Source organism: Stenotrophomonas sp. GW821-FHT02D01 (assembly GCF_059421765.1).
On the sequence record NZ_JBWKVP010000001.1, the window covers coordinates 309,453 to 324,485 of the forward strand.

The window sequence follows — 15,033 nt, forward strand, 5'->3', positions numbered from 1 at the left end:
AGAACGCCCGGATCGGCGATGACGCTTTTGTACAAAGCGGAATCGAATCAATCGATTGCCAGGTGACTTTTGTTCTGGCTGAAGGTGTGCCCGTGCACGGGTGCGGGATTGGAAGCGTCAAGAGCGATGTAGATGGCGACAATCTGCGCGGGCACAAAAAAACCACGGCCCCGAAGGGCCGTGGTCGTGGTCTTACGTCAGCGTCTGGATCAGAAGCGCTGCTGGTACTTCATGTACATGAAACGACCGATGTCGTAGCCACCGTAGTAGGAGAACGACGAATTCGGCTTGCTGTACATCACCGGGCCTTCCTTGCCGAACACGTTGTTGGCGCCAACCGACACGGTGGCATCCCACGGCAGGTTGTAACGGAACTGCACGTCGTGGAAGGTGACCGCGCCACGCTGGTTGTAATCGCGGGTACCCTTGATCCACGGTGCCATGAAGCCCGGGTCGGAGCACTCATCGGCGTAGCGGGTGGCGTTGAGGCAACGCTCCTTCACGCCGGAATAGTAACGCGCGGTCCAGCTGACGCCGAAGTCACCGATATCCCAACCCAGCACCAGGTTCGAACGCACCCGGAAGGCCAGGCTGGTGCTGGTGCCGATGGTGTTGGCCACGCCGTTGATCGGGGTGGGAACCACGCCGGTATCGTTGGTCGAACGGTAAATGTTCTTGCTGACGTAGGTGCTGGTCCAGCCAGCGCTCAGCTTGCCGTAGCTGGTATCCACGCGGTAGCTGACGTCGAGGTCGTAGCCTTCGGTCTCGGCGAAACCGGCGTTACGGTTGCCGAACTTCAGGCCAGTGACGATGCCGGTGGCCGCATCACGGGTGAAGCGGCTGCAACGCGCTTCGATGCCCTGCTCGTAGCAGTCGGTGAGGATCTGGTTCGGGCTGTCATCGACAATGGTGTTGTCGATGCGGATCTTCCACCAGTCCAGAGCAACGTTGAGGTTGCTGACGAAGGTCGGGCTCCACACCAGGCCCAGCGTCTTGCTGGTCGAGGTTTCCGGGGTCAGCTGCGGGTTGGAACCGGACACGAACGGCGTTGGCGTTGCGTCCTGCGCGGTGGTCACCGGCGTATTGCCCTGGCGCAGCTGACGGAAGTTGCCGGCATCTGCGATATCGCGTGCGCAACGTCCGCGGACTTCAGCACTGTTCTTGGAAGCGCCGAACACGGTGTCGCAGGGATCGCTGAACTGCGCGAAGGTTTCCGAACCGCCACCGTACAGGTCACTGATGGTCGGTGCGCGGAAACCTTCGGCCCAGGTGCCGCGGACCAGCAGCTGGTCGATCGGCTTCCACTTGAAGCCGAACTTGCTGTTGAGGGTGTTGCCGAAGGTGTTGTACTCGGAGAAACGCGTGGCGGCGCTGAAGCTCAGTTCCTTGGCACCCGGCAGGTCGGCCAGGATCGGCACGTTGAGCTCCAGGTACGCTTCCTTCACCGTGTAGCTGCCACCGGTCGGGCCAGCAGCCAGGTTGGTGGTGGCGCCGGTCTGGGCCAGCGCGTCAGGCGTGTACTTGCCATCTTCCTTGCGGCTTTCGACGCCGAAGGCAAAGCCCAGGTCGCCGGCCGGCAGGGTCATGATGCTGCCCGACAGATTGGCGAACGCATTCTTGGTGGTGGTGCGGCCGGTGGTTTTTTCGGCCGGGAACAGCCAGGACAGCAGCTCTTCGTTGCCGGTCAGGCCGTTCGGATCATTCTTGCCAAACGGCACCAGCGGGTTCCACGGCTTGCAGCCATCGATGACCGCGCCCTGGCGGCCGCACATTACCTTGCCGGTGGCCGGATCGAGGAACGACGGGCCCACGGCATCACGCACGCGCTTCTTGTGCAGGTTGCCGGTGGCGGTGGCGGTCAGCTCGTTGCGGTTGTACTGGTAGCCCACGTCCCAGTCGAAGTAGCGCTGGCCGATCTCGAAGGCGCCATCCAGCGACACCACCGCACGATAGGTCTTAAGTTCGCTGGTGCTCACGCGCGGCACTTCCCAGGTGCGGCGGTTCCAGGACACTGCGGTCGGGTTGGCGTAACCGTGCTGGCTGCCGAACGGGTTGAAGTAGCTGTCCCTGGACATCTGGCCAGTGGCGTTCGGATCATTGGGAATCGACACCGAGCTGGACTGGGTCGGGTAGCCCGCGATCTGGCGCTCGGAAGAACGCTTGTTGTAGCCGAACTCCGTGCGCAGGTTGATGTCGTCGGTCAGCTTGAAGCGGCCATCGAAGTACACCGAATCACGCTTGATCGGGTACATGACGTGCATCTGGTCGTTGGCATTGCTGACGTCACCAGTGAACGGCGTCGCATCGGTCAGGTGGTAATTGGCCGGGTTGGTCGGGTCGGCACCGCGGTTGAGCGAGTAGCCGCAGCCCAGCCTGGTATCGGTGCAGCCCGGGCGACCCTTCAGGCCGGTGATCTGGCCGTACTGGCTCAGCGTGGTCCAGTTGGAGGGGTCATTGGGGTTGTGGTCGCTGGTACCGTACTTGCTGAACCAGCGGTCACGGGCCCACACGCTCTTTTCTTCGGAGTGCTCCAGCGCCAGCGTCAGCGACACACGGTCGTTGCTCCAGCCACCCACCACGTCGAAGCGGTCGCGCGCGCCGTCGCCTTCGCTGTACTGGCCGTGGTAGACGTTGGCGGTCACGCCGTTGACGTTGGAACGGGTGATGATGTTGACCACGCCGGCCATCGCATCGGAACCGTAGATGGCCGAAGCGCCATCCTTCAGCACTTCGATACGCTCCACCGCGGACACCGGCAGCGAGGACACGTCCTGCAGGCCTGAGGTGCTGATGCCCAGGCGCTTGCCGTTGACCAGCACCAGGGTGCGCTGCGCGCCCAGGTTGCGCATGTCGATGTAGGTGCCGCCGGTGTTTTCGCCCGAGCTCAGCGCGTTTGCGCGGCTGATCGCCGGACTGCCCATCGCGGTCACGTTCTGCAGGATGTCGGCAACGGAGCTGAAGCCCTGGCGTTCGATATCGGTACGGCTCAGGGCCAGCACCGGCTGCGCCGTTTCAACGTCCACCTGGCGGATACGCGAACCGGTGATCTCGATGCGGTCCAGGTTGGTCGGCGAAGCGGTGCTGCTGCTCTGGGCGAACGCCGGCAGCGCAGCCAGCGTCGCGGTGGTTGCCAGGGCGTAGCGGATGGCCTGCCCCAGTGCGGTGGTGCGTGAAGTCATGACGAGCTCTCTCTCTCGGGTCGTGCAAAGGACGCCAAAACGGGCGTCGAAGGAATCGGCAGGTCCAAGACCGAGCCGATAACCCGATAGTAGTCTCGTTGGTTAATGCTCTGTAAAGAGCGCGTGTCGGTTTGTGTCGTTACGCATCACGCGCTTTCACCAAACGTGAACAAAAGCAGGGGTTTACGTCAGGACGAGGCGCACACCGTCCCCGCCAACTGCTGCATTGCAGCAGGAATTGGCGGTCGATTGCGCGAACTGTAACGAAATGTAATCGGGCGCCGGCCGGCGATCGGAGGGCGTCCCGTCGCCCTGCTCAAACCACGAACGGACGGAACTGGATGCCGAGTCCAGCGATGCCCTCGGTCTCGCCGATCAGGTCGGCACGCAGCAGCGGGCGCGCATCGATGAAGGCCTGCGGCACGATCAGCGACAGCCGGTTGTCGTCGGCGGTCAGTTCCAGCGCCGGCAGCGGTGCGTCTTCATGCGCTCGGTTGAGCAGTACCGCCAGGCGCAACAGGGCAACCAGGCGACGTGCCGTCAGCAGCAGGCGTTCGGGAATGGCATCGAAGGCGGTCTTGCTGATGCCGCGGCGGTGATTGCGCACCAGCGTCGCCAGCATCTGCTGTTCCTGCCGCGAGAAGCCGGCGATATCTGAGTTTTCCAGCACGTAGCTGCCATGCACGTGGTAACCGCTGTGGGCGATCATCAGCCCCAGCTCATGCAGGCGTGCGGCCCAGCCAAGCATGCGTGCGTCATCGGCATCCAGCTTCCAGCGCTCCTGCACCTGCTCCAGCAACGACAGTGCGGTGTCCTGCACGCGGCCGGCCTGCACCGTGTCGATGCCATAGCGATGGGTGAGGGCGGCCACCGATTCATCGCGCGGGTCGTTGTCGCCGGCACGGCCGAGAATGTCATAGAGGATGCCCTCGCGCATCGCAGCCTTGCTGACCAGCAGCTTCTGCAGGCCCAGCGCCTGGAAGGCGGCTTCCAGCACCAGGATGCCGCCGGCGATGATCGGGCGGCGATCGCTGGACAGGCCAGGCAGCACGATGTCGTCGATCTTCTTGGCCTTCAGCAGCTCATCGCGGAGCTGGGGCAACGCCTCGGCGGTGATCGCGCCCTTGCTCAGCTTCATCGTCGCGCAGATCTCGCTGATGGCCTTGTGGGTACCGGACGAGCCAAGGGCTTCCTGCCAGCCCAGCGCGCGGTACTTGCTGGCGAAGGGCTGGAACTCCCGGCCGATCTCGGCCAGTGCATCCTTCCAGCGCTTCTTGCTGAGTTTGCCGCCCGGGAAAAAGCGACGGGTGCTGGCGATGCAACCGGCCTGCAGGCTTTCGCGCTCCAGGGTCTGCATGCCCTTGCCGATGATGAACTCGGTCGAGCCGCCGCCGATATCGATCACCAAGCGGTGCTGGTCGGGCTTGGGTGGCTGCGCATGGGCCACGCCCAGATAGATCAGGCGCGCCTCTTCGCGGCCACTGACCACTTCGATGGCGTGCCCTAGCGCGGTTTCGGCCGGCATCAGGAAGGCCTGCGGCGAACGCAGCTGGCGCACGGTATTGGTGGCCAGTGCACGCACGCGATGCGGCGGAACGTTGCGGATGCGCTGGCCGAAGCGGGCCAGGCACTCCAACGCGCGCTGTCGCGCTGCGGCGGAGAGTCCACCCTTGCCGTCCAGGCCGTCGGCCATGCGCACGGTTTCGCGCAGGCGGTCGATCACCCGCAGCTGGCCAAGTGTGTAACGCGCGATGACCATGTGGAAACTATTGGAGCCAAGGTCGATGGCGGCCAGCAGGTCGCCATCCTGCAATGCGGGCGGAGTCGTGGTGGTATGCGGCATGGGCGAATGTTAGCCGAAGGGGCGGTGAACTCGTCACCGCGTGGCCTTCACAATTTGGAGGGGGAGTGCGGCAGGGCTGCGCCCTGCACCCGCTGAATCAACGTCAACGTCAAAAGCGGGGTATCCGTGGGAGGGCGGGGTGAGTCAGGTTGCGGGGGACGCCGTGAACCCCGCTCCGCGGTCCGGCCCAGCCGCTGGCGGCTGTGCGTTCGGGCGCTTGCGAAGCAGTGCTTCGCAAGCAAAGCGCCCTCACCCCTGGGGGCTTGGCCGCGGCATCCATGCCGCGGACACCCCCGCAACCGGACCCACCCTGCCTTCGACGGGTCCACGCTGCTATTGGAGGGTGTCGACCTTGCCTGCTGTTGGTGGGTGTCGACCTTGGTCGACACGGTAGATCCACGCCATGCGTGGACGAATCCAAACGTGCCAACCAAGGTTGGCACCTACCAGGTCACCTACCGGGTCAGAGGCCCTGCATCAACGCCATCTGCGCCGAATGCGGGGCTTCGTCGTGGGCCGGTGCGCGCTTGTGGTAGATGCCTTCGGCATCCAGCTCCCAGGCGTTGAGGTTGTCGTCCAGGTAGTTCTGCAGCACCTCGCGGTACACCCGCTTGGCCAGCGCCGGGTCGAGGATCGGGAAGCAGGTTTCCACCCGGCGCAGCAGGTTGCGTTCCAGCCAGTCGGCGCTGGCGCAGTACAGCTCCGGTGCGCCGTCGTTGCCAAACCAGTAGACCCGGCTGTGTTCCAGGAAACGGCCGACGATCGAGCGCACGCGGATGTTGTCCGACACGCCCGGTACGCCCGGACGCAAGGTGCAGGCGCCACGGATGATCAGGTCGATCTGCACACCCGCCTGCGAGGCGGCGTACAGCGCACGGATCACCTGCGCTTCGTTGAGGGCGTTCATCTTGGCGATGATCCGCGCCGGTCGCCCGGCCGCTGCGATGCGCGTCTCGCGCTCGATCCTCGCCAGGATCCCGGTGTGCAGGGTGAAGGGCGACTGCAGCAGGCGCTTGAGCTTCATCTTCGATGCCAGCCCGGACAGCTGCTGGAACAGCAGGTGCACGTCGTTGCCGATGTCCGCATCGGCGGTGATCAGGCTCAGGTCGGTATACGCGCGCGCGGTACCGCTGTGGTAGTTGCCGGTGCCAAGGTGCACGTAGCGGCGCAGCTTGCGGCCTTCGCGGCGCACGATCAGCAGCATCTTGGCGTGAGTCTTGTAGCCGACCACGCCGTACACCACCTGCACGCCGGCTTCCTGCAGCCGATCGGCCAGGCCCAGGTTGGCTTCTTCATCGAAGCGCGCGCGCAGCTCGACCACCACGGTCACGTCCTTGCCGGCGCGCGCCGCCTGGATCAGTGCATCGACGATCAATGAATCCTTGCCGGTGCGGTACAGGGTCTGCTTGATCGCCAGCACGTTCGGATCGAGCGCGGCCTGACGGATCAGGTCCAGCACCGCCGCGAACGCGTCGAAGGGGTGGTGCAGCAGCAGGTCCTGGCGGGCCACGGTCTCGAAGATGCCGTCGCTGTCGCGCAGGGTGCGCGGGGTCATCGGTGGATACTTCAGGTCCGGCTGGGCGATCAGGTCGTACAGCTGGATGATGCGGTTGAGGTTGACCGGTCCGTCGATGCGGTACACCGCGTTCTCGGTCAGGCCGAAGTTCTGCAGCAGGGTGCGTACGATGTCGCGCGGCATGTCGTGGGCGATCTCCAGCCGCACTGCAGGCCGGTAGCCGCGGTCCACCAGCTCATCGCGCAGGGCCAGCGCCAGGTTTTCCACTTCCTCTTCATCCACCACCAGCTCGGAGTTGCGGGTGACGCGGAACTGATAGGCGCCCAGCACTTCCAGCCCCGGGAACAACTCGTCCACGAAGGTGGACAGCACCGAGGACAGGAACACGAAATTCTGCGGGCCGCCGAGTTTTTCCGGCAGCTGGATGATCCGCGGCAGCGAACGCGGTGCGCGCACGATGGCCAGGTGGCCGCTGCGGCCGAACGCATCGGTGCCCTTCAGCACCACCACGATGTTCAGCGACTTGTTGAGGATCTTCGGGAACGGATGAACCGGATCCAGGCCCAGCGGCGACAGCACCGGCATGATCTCGTTGCGGAAATAGGCACGCAGCCAGCGCTTCTGGCGGTGGGTCCAGGAGTTGCGGCCGAGCACGCCGATGCCGGCCTCCATCAGCGCCGGGCGCAGCGTCTGGTTCCAGCAGCGGTACTGCTGGTCCACCAGCTCGGCGGCGCGCTCGTGGATGGCATTGAGAATGGCCTGCGGGCTCATGCCGTCCGGTGCCGGCGGCAGGCCGAACTCCTGTGCATGACGGACCGCGGCGGCACGGATCTCGAAGAATTCATCCAGGTTCGTGCAGGAGATGCACATGAAGCGCAGGCGCTCCAGCAGCGGCACCTGCGGGTCCATCGCCTGCGCCAGCACGCGGAAGTTGAAATCCAGCTGCGACAGTTCGCGGTTGATGTACAGCGCCGGGTCGCGCAACGGATCGCTGTCCGTGCTCACGGGGAGGGGGAGGGATCCGAGGCTGCTCATGGCGTCATTCTTCGAAGGAGGTCAGGGGGGCGGACTCACGCGGTCGCACGTGGTCGGCATCGAAATGGCAGGCGAACACCGAGCCCTTGCCGACCTCGCTGTCGATTTCCAGGCGTGCGTGGTGCAGACCGAGGATGTGCTTGACGATCGACAGGCCCAGGCCGGTGCCGCCGCTTTCGCGCGAGCGGCTGCTGGAGACGCGGTAGAAGCGTTCGGTCAGGCGCGGCAGGTGGGTGGCCGGAATGCCGTAGCCTGTATCGCGTACCGCCAGCACCACGCCGTCGCCCTCGCGGCGGAACTCCACCGCAATGCGGCCACCGGCCGGGGTGTAGCGCACCGCGTTGGTGACCAGGTTGGAGAACGCGCTGTGCAGTTCCTTGGTCGAGCCCTGCAGGTCCACGCCGGCCAGGTCATCGATGCTGATCTGGTGGCGGCCCTGGCTGTGCGCTTCGGCTTCGCGGCGCAGGGTGGCCAGCATGGGCTGCATGGCCACCGTCTCGGCCTCGCTGTGTTCCTGCGATTCGAGGCGCGACAGGGTCAGCAGGTCCTCCACCAGCTGAGCCATGCGCTGGCTCTGCTTGCGCATTTCCTCCAGCATCGGTCCGGTCCCCGGGAAATCCTCCGGGTCCATCATGTCCAGGTAGCCGTGGACCACGGTGAGCGGCGTGCGCAGCTCATGTGAAACGTTGGCCACGAAGTCGCGGCGCACCTGTTCCAGGCGCAGCAGCTTGCTGACGTCACGGGCGATCAACAGCCAGTAGTCGGACGAATAGGGAATCAGGCGCAGGTTCAGGCGGATCGCAGGATCGACCGGCGAGGGCACGTCCAGGATCGGTTCGGCATTGCGGCCACCGGCCAGCCAGTGCGCCAGCGGCATCGGCTGCAGGCGTTCGACCAAGGCCTCACCCAGATCGCCCGGATGATGCAGGCCGAGCAGGGCCGTGGCCGCTTCGTTGAACCACTGCACGCGCTGGCTGTTGCGGTCCAGCACCACCACGGCATCGGGCAGCGCGGCCGCTGCAGCGCGATAGCTGCGCAGCATGTCCAGCAGTCGCCGCTTGCGTACGCGCATCTCGACCTGGTTGCGATACAGCAGGCGGTCCAGCTCGTTCCAGACGCCGGTGCCCTCGGCGGCGGTGTCCCAGCGCTGGCGCGCGGTCAGCCGGCGCAGCACGCGGCGCAGCCGCCAGTAGTGCCAGACCAGCGTCGCCAGTGCCGCCAGCGCGATGCACAGCCACAGGTGGCCAGTGAACCAACCGACCAGACCGGCCAACAGCAACACGGTGGCCACGGTGGCCAGTGTCTTCAACCAGGCAGAGCGGATGTGGCGGGGCATTGCGGTCTCGTCGTGGGTTGCGGCGGTTCACGCAGGTGAACCGGAAGTTATAGCAGAGTTGCCGACGCCGGCACCGTGGGGTGCACGGCACCGGCACGACGAGGCTCAGGTTGCGGTGGAGAAGCGGTAACCGGCGCCGCGCACGGTCTGCACCATGTTCTCGGCGTTGAACGGTTCCAGCGTCTTGCGCAGGCGGCGGATATGCACGTCGATGGTGCGTTCTTCCACATACACGCTGCCGCCCCACACGTGGTCCAGCAACTGTGCGCGCGTATACACGCGCTCGGGGTGGGTCATGAAGAAGTGCAGCAGGCGGTACTCCGTCGGGCCGATCGGCACCGGCTGGTCGTTGGCGAACACGCGATGGGCGGCACCGTCGATGCGGATCGCACCCACCGCCACGCTGCCGTCCTCGTCATCGTCGCGGGCGCGGCGCATGACCGCGCGGATACGCGCCAGCAGTTCGCGCGCCGAGAACGGCTTGACCACGTAGTCGTCGACACCGGCTTCGAGGCCGCCGACGCGGTCGTTCTCTTCGCCGCGCGCGGTCAGCATGATGATCGGCACTTCGCGGGTGAGGGTTTCCTTGCGCCAGCGCCGGGCCAGGTCCAGGCCGCTGGTGCCGGGCAGCATCCAGTCCAGCAGGATCAGGTCGGGGACGCGGTCGGCGATGGCGGTCTGGGCCTCGCGGGCGTCACCGGCGTGGACAGGTTCGTAATCGCCCTTGCGAAGGGCGAAGGCGACCATTTCGCGGATCGCGGGCTCGTCATCGACGATCAGGATGCGTTTCTGCACGAGGGCACCGTAGGGCTCAGTTACTGGAGTGGTGCCAGTAGACTACGGTTTGATGACATGTTTGTGACTGCCTGGCCGGCATCTGGCATTGCTGCCATCTGCCGGTCATGCCGCACTCAGCGGCGGTCCAAGTCCGGGTCCTGCACGCCCTGCCGGCGCAGCTCGAGAACGGTAGGCGTGATCGACTCGATCCGCGCATCCACCCGGGCCCGACCGACATAGTCCAGCGCGGGGTTGCGCTTGAGTGCCTGCAGCTGCATCAGGGCCTGTTCCGGGCGCCCGCCCAGGAACGCCGCCTCGGCATAGGCCTCGCTGGCGCGGACACTGTCACCGGCCAGTTCACTGGCGCGGGCGTAGCGCTGCTGGAAGACCGGATCGTTACCGCTTTGCGACAGCAGGGGGCGCAGCATTGCCTGCGCCCGCTGGCCCGCGGCCTGGCCGCCCTGCTCGTTCAGGATCTCTGCATAGGTCAGGGCCACCGGCCGGCTGTTGGGGTGTTCGTGCAGCAGCTGCTCGAAGCGCGCATTGGCCTGGGTGGATTGGCCGGTGCGCGACTCCGCTTCGGCCAGTGCCAGGGCGACCCACAGGCTGTCCGGGTGGGTCTTCAGCAGGTCGGTGAGGGTCTGCCGGGCCTCGCTGGCACCGCTGCGGCCGCCGCGCATCGCGGCCAGCGCCTGGCCATAGCGCTGGGCGTCATCCAGACCGTCCTTCTGCCTCCGCGCAAGATCGGTGTACTCGCGTTGCAGGTCGGCCGGGCTGTCGGCGCTGAGCACGCGCAGGCGCTCACGGGCCCAGTTGAAATCGCCACTGGCTCCGCGGCTGAGCTGGCCGATCGGAACTCGCAGCACGCTGCCGGGCAGCAGCGGGTTGATGCCGCGCAGCAGCGGATCGCCCAGGGTCGGGTCGGCCGGATCCACCCGTTCCTTGCGCTCGCCGCTGGGCGTGCGCGTGGTCAGCAGCACCGTGTCCTTCTTCATCTGTTCGGCGCGGGCCTTGGCCTCGCTGATGCGGGTGGTGTTGACCGGGTGGGTGCGCAGGAAGTCCGGAACGCTGTAGCCGCCATCGTTGCCGCGCATCGCCGAGGACATGCGCTCGAAGAAGCCGGCCATCGCATCCACGTCGTAGCCGCTGCGCGACAGCGTGCGGATGCCCAGCCGGTCGGCCTCCGATTCGTTTGAGCGGGTGTAGTCGATCTGCCGTTGCTGCATCAGGCCCATGCCCGAGCTGATCGCGGCCATGGTCGCGTTGCCCGAGGACGAACTGTTGCTGGCCTGGGCGGCAACCACTGCCGCCAGCATGCCCAGCAGGATCGGGATCTGGTCGCGCTGGGCGCGCTCAACCCCGCGCAGCACGTGCTGCTGGGTGACGTGGGCGATTTCGTGGGACAGCACCGCCGCCACCTCGTCTTCGCGCTCGGCGGTCAATACCAGGCCGGCATTGACGCCGATATAGCCGCCGAGGGTGGCGAAGGCATTGATCTGGCGGTCCTTCATCACGAAGAACGTGTAGGGCTGGCGCGGCTGGTCGCTGTTGGAGCCAAGGCGGGTACCCATGGTCTGCAGCCAGTCGTTGACCAGGGGATCGTCCAGCAGGTAGCCATAGTTGCGCAGCTCGCGCAGCATCATCGCGCCGTACTCGGCCTGCCGGGCCGGGGTCAGCAGTTCGCCCGCCGAGGAGCCGATGTCCGGCAGCTTCTCCTGGGCCTGCGCCAGCGGGGCGGCCAGGGCCAGGGTGAGGGCAGCGGTGAGCAGCAGGGGTCGCAAGCGGTCGGTCCTCGGGCAGGGTCTGCCCAGCGTGGCAGGGCAGGGGGCAACCATTCGTTAATCAATCCACAGTGTTGCGGGCGTGGCGTGGAAATTCCAGCGCACCGGTACCATATATGGACCGTCGATCCATCGTGGAGTTTCCCGTGACAGCCCAGTCCGCCGGCGCTACCCCCGCCATCACCATCTATTCCACCGCCGTCTGCCCGTACTGCGTGGCCGCCAAGAACTTCCTCAAGAGCAAGGGCCAGCAATGGACCGAGGTCCGCATCGACCTGGACCCGGTCGAGCGCGAGAAGATGATGGCCAAGACCCGCCGTACCAGCGTCCCGCAGATCTTCGTGGGCGACGTCCACGTGGGCGGGTACGACGACATGATGGCCCTGCATCGTGAAGGCAAGCTCGAGCCGCTGCTGGCCGGGCAGGGCCAGGCATGAGCGCCGCCGACGACGGCAGCAAGGACCGGATCGCCGAGTTCACCGACTTCCGCAAGCGCATGAATGAACGCATCCTGGGCGAGCCGAACCAGGTGGTGCGCCGCTTCTTCGCGCTGGATACGCAGACCTACCAGGCCGGCGCGCTGGACGTGAAGACCAAGGAACTGCTGGGCCTGGTCGCCTCGATGGTGCTGCGCTGCGACGACTGCATCAGCTACCACGTGGCCCAGTGCAAGGACGCCGGCGTCACCCGTGAGGAGTTCTTCGAGACCTTCTCGGTAGGCCTGGTGGTCGGCGGCTCGATCGTGATCCCGCACCTGCGCCGCGCGGTGGACTTCCTCGACCAGCTCGAAGGTGGCGCCGCCGCCCCGGCAGCGCACGAGCACTGAGCCCGGCCGCTACCGCGAACCGGGCTCTCTGGTAGTGCCGGCCGCTGGCCGGCACCCGGTGGACCCAAATCGGCAGAGGTTGCCGGCCAGCGGCCGGCACTACCGCGCATGCGCCGGGCCTTCCCCGCGATCCAGCAGCCCAGGAGCCCCCTTGTCGTTCAAGGGCGCGCGGGCAATTCTGCCTGAGCCGGGGACTGGGACCATGGTCTATTTGGGGCCTCGGCCCCGGCTAAGGCATAATTGCGGATGAAACTTCCTTTGCGCCGGCGTTTCCGGGCACGTCCGGACGGCGTTTTTCCCCCTGTTCGGAACATCGATCAATGACGCAGAAAATTACGGTCATCCGCGGCGACGGCATTGGCCCGGAAATCATGGACGCCACCCTGTTCGTGCTCGACCAGCTCAACACTGGCCTGGAGTACGAAGACGCCGACGCCGGCCTGGTGGCCCTGGAGAAGCACGGCGATCTGATGCCGGCGGTGACCCTGGAATCGATCGCGCGCAACAAGGTCGCGCTGAAGAGCCCGCTGACCACGCCGGTCGGTGGTGGCTTCACCTCGATCAATGTCAGCCTGCGCCGCCACTTCGACCTGTACGCCAACGTGCGTCCGGCCCACACCTTCCCGAACACCAAGTCGCGTTTCGACAACGTCGACCTGATCACCGTTCGTGAGAACACCGAAGGTGCGTACCTGGCCGAAGGCCAGGAAGTGTCGGCCGACGGCGAGACCGCGTTCTCCGGCACCCGCATCACCCGCAAGGGCTCCGAGCGCATCGTGCGTTACGCCTTCGAGCTGGCCCGCAGTGTCGGCCGCAAGAAGGTCACCGCCGTGCACAAGGCCAACATCATCAAGTCGACCTCGGGCCTGTTCCTGGCCGTGGCGCGCGAAGTCGCCGCGCAGTACCCGGACATCGAGTTCCAGGAAATGATCGTCGACAACTGCTGCATGCAGCTGGTGATGCGTCCGGAACAGTTCGATGTGATCGTCACCACCAACCTGTTCGGTGACATCATTTCCGACCTGTGCGCTGGTCTGGTCGGTGGCCTGGGCCTGGCCCCGGGCGCCAACATCGGCAAGGACGCGGCAATCTTCGAAGCCGTGCACGGCACCGCGCCGGACATCGCCGGCCAGGGCAAGGCCAATCCGTGCGCCCTGCTGCTGGCAGCGGCGCAGATGCTGGACCACGTCGGCCAGCCGGAGAACGCCGAGCGCCTGCGCAAGGCCATCGTCGCCACGATGGAAGCCAAGGATTCGCTGACCGGCGACCTCGGCGGCACCGGCAACACGATGGGCTTCGCCAAGGCGATCGCCAGCCGCCTGTAAGCGACGGCTGTCCTGCTGGGGATCGTCACACGCAGATTCCCGCAGGGCTTCGGGTAGTTGCAGGCGGGCCGTCCTTGTACGGCCCGTCTGCGTTTTGCGCTGCGCGTTCTTCACCGACAGGGTTTTATGGATGTCTGAGACGGCTGTGTGGATCCTGGTGGCTGCTGCCGTTTACCTTCTGGGTGTAGCCATCTACTTCGTCTTCTACTGGCCATGGTCCCGTTCGCAGCGCGCGCTGCGCCGCCTGCGCAGGGAGGGGACACCCGTTCGCAGCATGCGGCGGTCCGAGGAGCGCGTACTGCAGTTGATCGAGTTTCCGGAAGGGGCGCCGGTTCTCCTGCTGGAAGGGGCCTGCGCGGAATTCGTCATCAGGAGCGCCAATGCGCCTCCCCGCCATGTCCACACTCTGGCTGGCGTGCCGGTGAAGTATCCGGCGAGCCTGAAGCATGCCCTGCGCGCCGGTAGCAATACCGCCGAAGTCGTGCTCGGGCGCGAGTACGCGATGATCGTACGGCTCAATGGGGCAAAGCTGACCTCGTAACTTCGCCCAAGCTCGACGGCACGAAATGATCTGTGCGATTCGTGCACAGATCGTGTGCCGGCCGATGGCTGGTTCGTGCATTCAATGCTCCTCATCCTGTGCCCACTTTCCACCGCACAGGAGCTTGACCATGAACCTCACTGCTTTCGGCCTGGCCGGCCTGATCGGCATGGCTGCCACCGCCCCGGTTGTCGCCGCCGAGCCGGTCCACCCCACCATCCGGCATATGGCCGGCGCTCCGGCCGTCACCTCGCTCGACGCAGCGAAGACCGCCGTGCTGGTGATCGACTTCCAGAACGAGTACTTCGACGCCAGCGCCGCGCCCGGTTTCGCCGGTGGTCGCATGGTCATTCCCGATGGTGTAGCGGCCCTGCGGCAGACGCGTCGTGTGGTCGACTTCGCTGATGCCAACGGCATCCGCGTGATCCATGTGCAGCACGTACTGCCGGCAGGCGCGCCGCTGTTTGCAGAAGGCAGTGTCAACGCCGCATTCCACCGTGACATGCAACCGCGCAAGGGCGAGACCGTGGTGCAGAAGGACAACGTCAGCGTGTTCGCCGGTACCTCGGCAGCGGCACTGGACAAGGTGCTGAAGGATGCCGGTATCGACACCCTCATCGTCACCGGGCTGCAGACCCATGCCTGCGTTGCCGGTGCTGCACGCGATGCTGCTGCGGCGCCGCGCGGCTACCGGGTGATCGTGGCTTCCGATGCCTCTGCCAGCCGTGATCTGGATCTGGCCAATGGCGGGACCATCGGCCATCGCGCATTGCATGAAGCGTCGCTGGCGCAGATCGAGGATGCCTTCGGCGACGTGATGACCACCTCGGCGATTCTGGCCCTGCCGGTGCGCAAGGCAGGCAACGGCACTTGA

At 65.9% G+C, this 15,033-nt stretch carries 11 protein-coding genes; 5 read left to right on the forward strand and 6 right to left on the reverse strand.

Annotated features, from left to right (window positions below; genetic code table 11):
• Window positions 1–209: 209 nt before the first annotated feature.
• The 6 genes from AC07UW_RS01380 to AC07UW_RS01405 form a co-directional block, all read right to left on the reverse strand.
• The gene (locus AC07UW_RS01380; protein WP_223494336.1) at window positions 210–3,179 is read right to left on the reverse strand and encodes a TonB-dependent receptor domain-containing protein; all 2,970 of its coding nucleotides are present in this window, start codon (window positions 3,177–3,179) and stop codon (window positions 210–212) included.
• A gap of 316 nt (window positions 3,180–3,495) precedes the next feature.
• On the reverse strand, window positions 3,496–5,022 hold the full coding sequence (ppx, locus tag AC07UW_RS01385; RefSeq protein WP_223494337.1) for an exopolyphosphatase: 1,527 nt from the start codon (window positions 5,020–5,022) through the stop codon (window positions 3,496–3,498).
• A 463-nt stretch (window positions 5,023–5,485) separates the two neighbouring features.
• Window positions 5,486–7,573 carry a polyphosphate kinase 1 gene (gene ppk1 / locus AC07UW_RS01390; protein ID WP_025878118.1) on the reverse strand — a complete coding sequence of 696 codons (2,088 nt, stop codon included), beginning with the start codon at window positions 7,571–7,573 and terminating at the stop codon, window positions 5,486–5,488.
• 4 nt (window positions 7,574–7,577) lie between these two features.
• The gene (gene phoR / locus AC07UW_RS01395; protein ID WP_025878120.1) at window positions 7,578–8,909 is read right to left on the reverse strand and encodes a phosphate regulon sensor histidine kinase PhoR; all 1,332 of its coding nucleotides are present in this window, start codon (window positions 8,907–8,909) and stop codon (window positions 7,578–7,580) included.
• A gap of 105 nt (window positions 8,910–9,014) precedes the next feature.
• On the reverse strand, window positions 9,015–9,704 hold the full coding sequence (phoB, locus tag AC07UW_RS01400) for a phosphate regulon transcriptional regulator PhoB (RefSeq protein WP_025878121.1): 690 nt from the start codon (window positions 9,702–9,704) through the stop codon (window positions 9,015–9,017).
• Between the two features lie 116 nt (window positions 9,705–9,820).
• A complete protein-coding gene (locus AC07UW_RS01405; protein ID WP_484600460.1) occupies window positions 9,821–11,467 on the reverse strand; it encodes a M48 family metalloprotease in 1,647 nt (548 codons plus the stop codon).
• 146 nt (window positions 11,468–11,613) lie between these two features.
• On the opposite strand from AC07UW_RS01405, the gene grxC reads away from it, so the two are divergent.
• From grxC to AC07UW_RS01430, 5 genes are all read left to right on the forward strand, one after another.
• Window positions 11,614–11,904, forward strand: coding sequence for a glutaredoxin 3 (gene grxC / locus AC07UW_RS01410; RefSeq protein ID WP_025878124.1), 291 nt, complete (start codon window positions 11,614–11,616; stop codon window positions 11,902–11,904).
• The gene (locus AC07UW_RS01415; protein ID WP_005408260.1) at window positions 11,901–12,293 is read left to right on the forward strand and encodes a carboxymuconolactone decarboxylase family protein; all 393 of its coding nucleotides are present in this window, start codon (window positions 11,901–11,903) and stop codon (window positions 12,291–12,293) included. Before grxC ends, AC07UW_RS01415 begins: the two co-directional genes overlap by 4 nt.
• Window positions 12,294–12,613: 320 nt before the next feature.
• Window positions 12,614–13,618 (forward strand): isocitrate dehydrogenase, encoded by a 1,005-nt coding sequence (locus tag AC07UW_RS01420; protein WP_033830456.1) that lies wholly within the window; start codon window positions 12,614–12,616, stop codon window positions 13,616–13,618.
• Between the two features lie 130 nt (window positions 13,619–13,748).
• On the forward strand, window positions 13,749–14,159 hold the full coding sequence (locus AC07UW_RS01425) for a hypothetical protein (RefSeq protein WP_313248902.1): 411 nt from the start codon (window positions 13,749–13,751) through the stop codon (window positions 14,157–14,159).
• A gap of 130 nt (window positions 14,160–14,289) precedes the next feature.
• Window positions 14,290–15,033 (forward strand): cysteine hydrolase family protein, encoded by a 744-nt coding sequence (locus AC07UW_RS01430; RefSeq protein ID WP_313248900.1) that lies wholly within the window; start codon window positions 14,290–14,292, stop codon window positions 15,031–15,033.

What these genes read in the sequence shown, in the direction of transcription:
- AC07UW_RS01380 (WP_223494336.1), bottom strand. Translation starts at nt 3,179, where the DNA reads ATGACTTCACGCACCACCGCACTGGGGCAGGCCATCCGCTACGCCCTG.
- ppx (WP_223494337.1), bottom strand. Translation starts at nt 5,022, where the DNA reads ATGCCGCATACCACCACGACTCCGCCCGCATTGCAGGATGGCGACCTG.
- ppk1 (WP_025878118.1), bottom strand. Translation starts at nt 7,573, where the DNA reads ATGAGCAGCCTCGGATCCCTCCCCCTCCCCGTGAGCACGGACAGCGAT.
- phoR (WP_025878120.1), bottom strand. Translation starts at nt 8,909, where the DNA reads ATGCCCCGCCACATCCGCTCTGCCTGGTTGAAGACACTGGCCACCGTG.
- AC07UW_RS01415 (WP_005408260.1), top strand. Translation starts at nt 11,901, where the DNA reads ATGAGCGCCGCCGACGACGGCAGCAAGGACCGGATCGCCGAGTTCACC.
- AC07UW_RS01420 (WP_033830456.1), top strand. Translation starts at nt 12,614, where the DNA reads ATGACGCAGAAAATTACGGTCATCCGCGGCGACGGCATTGGCCCGGAA.
- AC07UW_RS01425 (WP_313248902.1), top strand. Translation starts at nt 13,749, where the DNA reads ATGTCTGAGACGGCTGTGTGGATCCTGGTGGCTGCTGCCGTTTACCTT.
- AC07UW_RS01430 (WP_313248900.1), top strand. Translation starts at nt 14,290, where the DNA reads ATGAACCTCACTGCTTTCGGCCTGGCCGGCCTGATCGGCATGGCTGCC.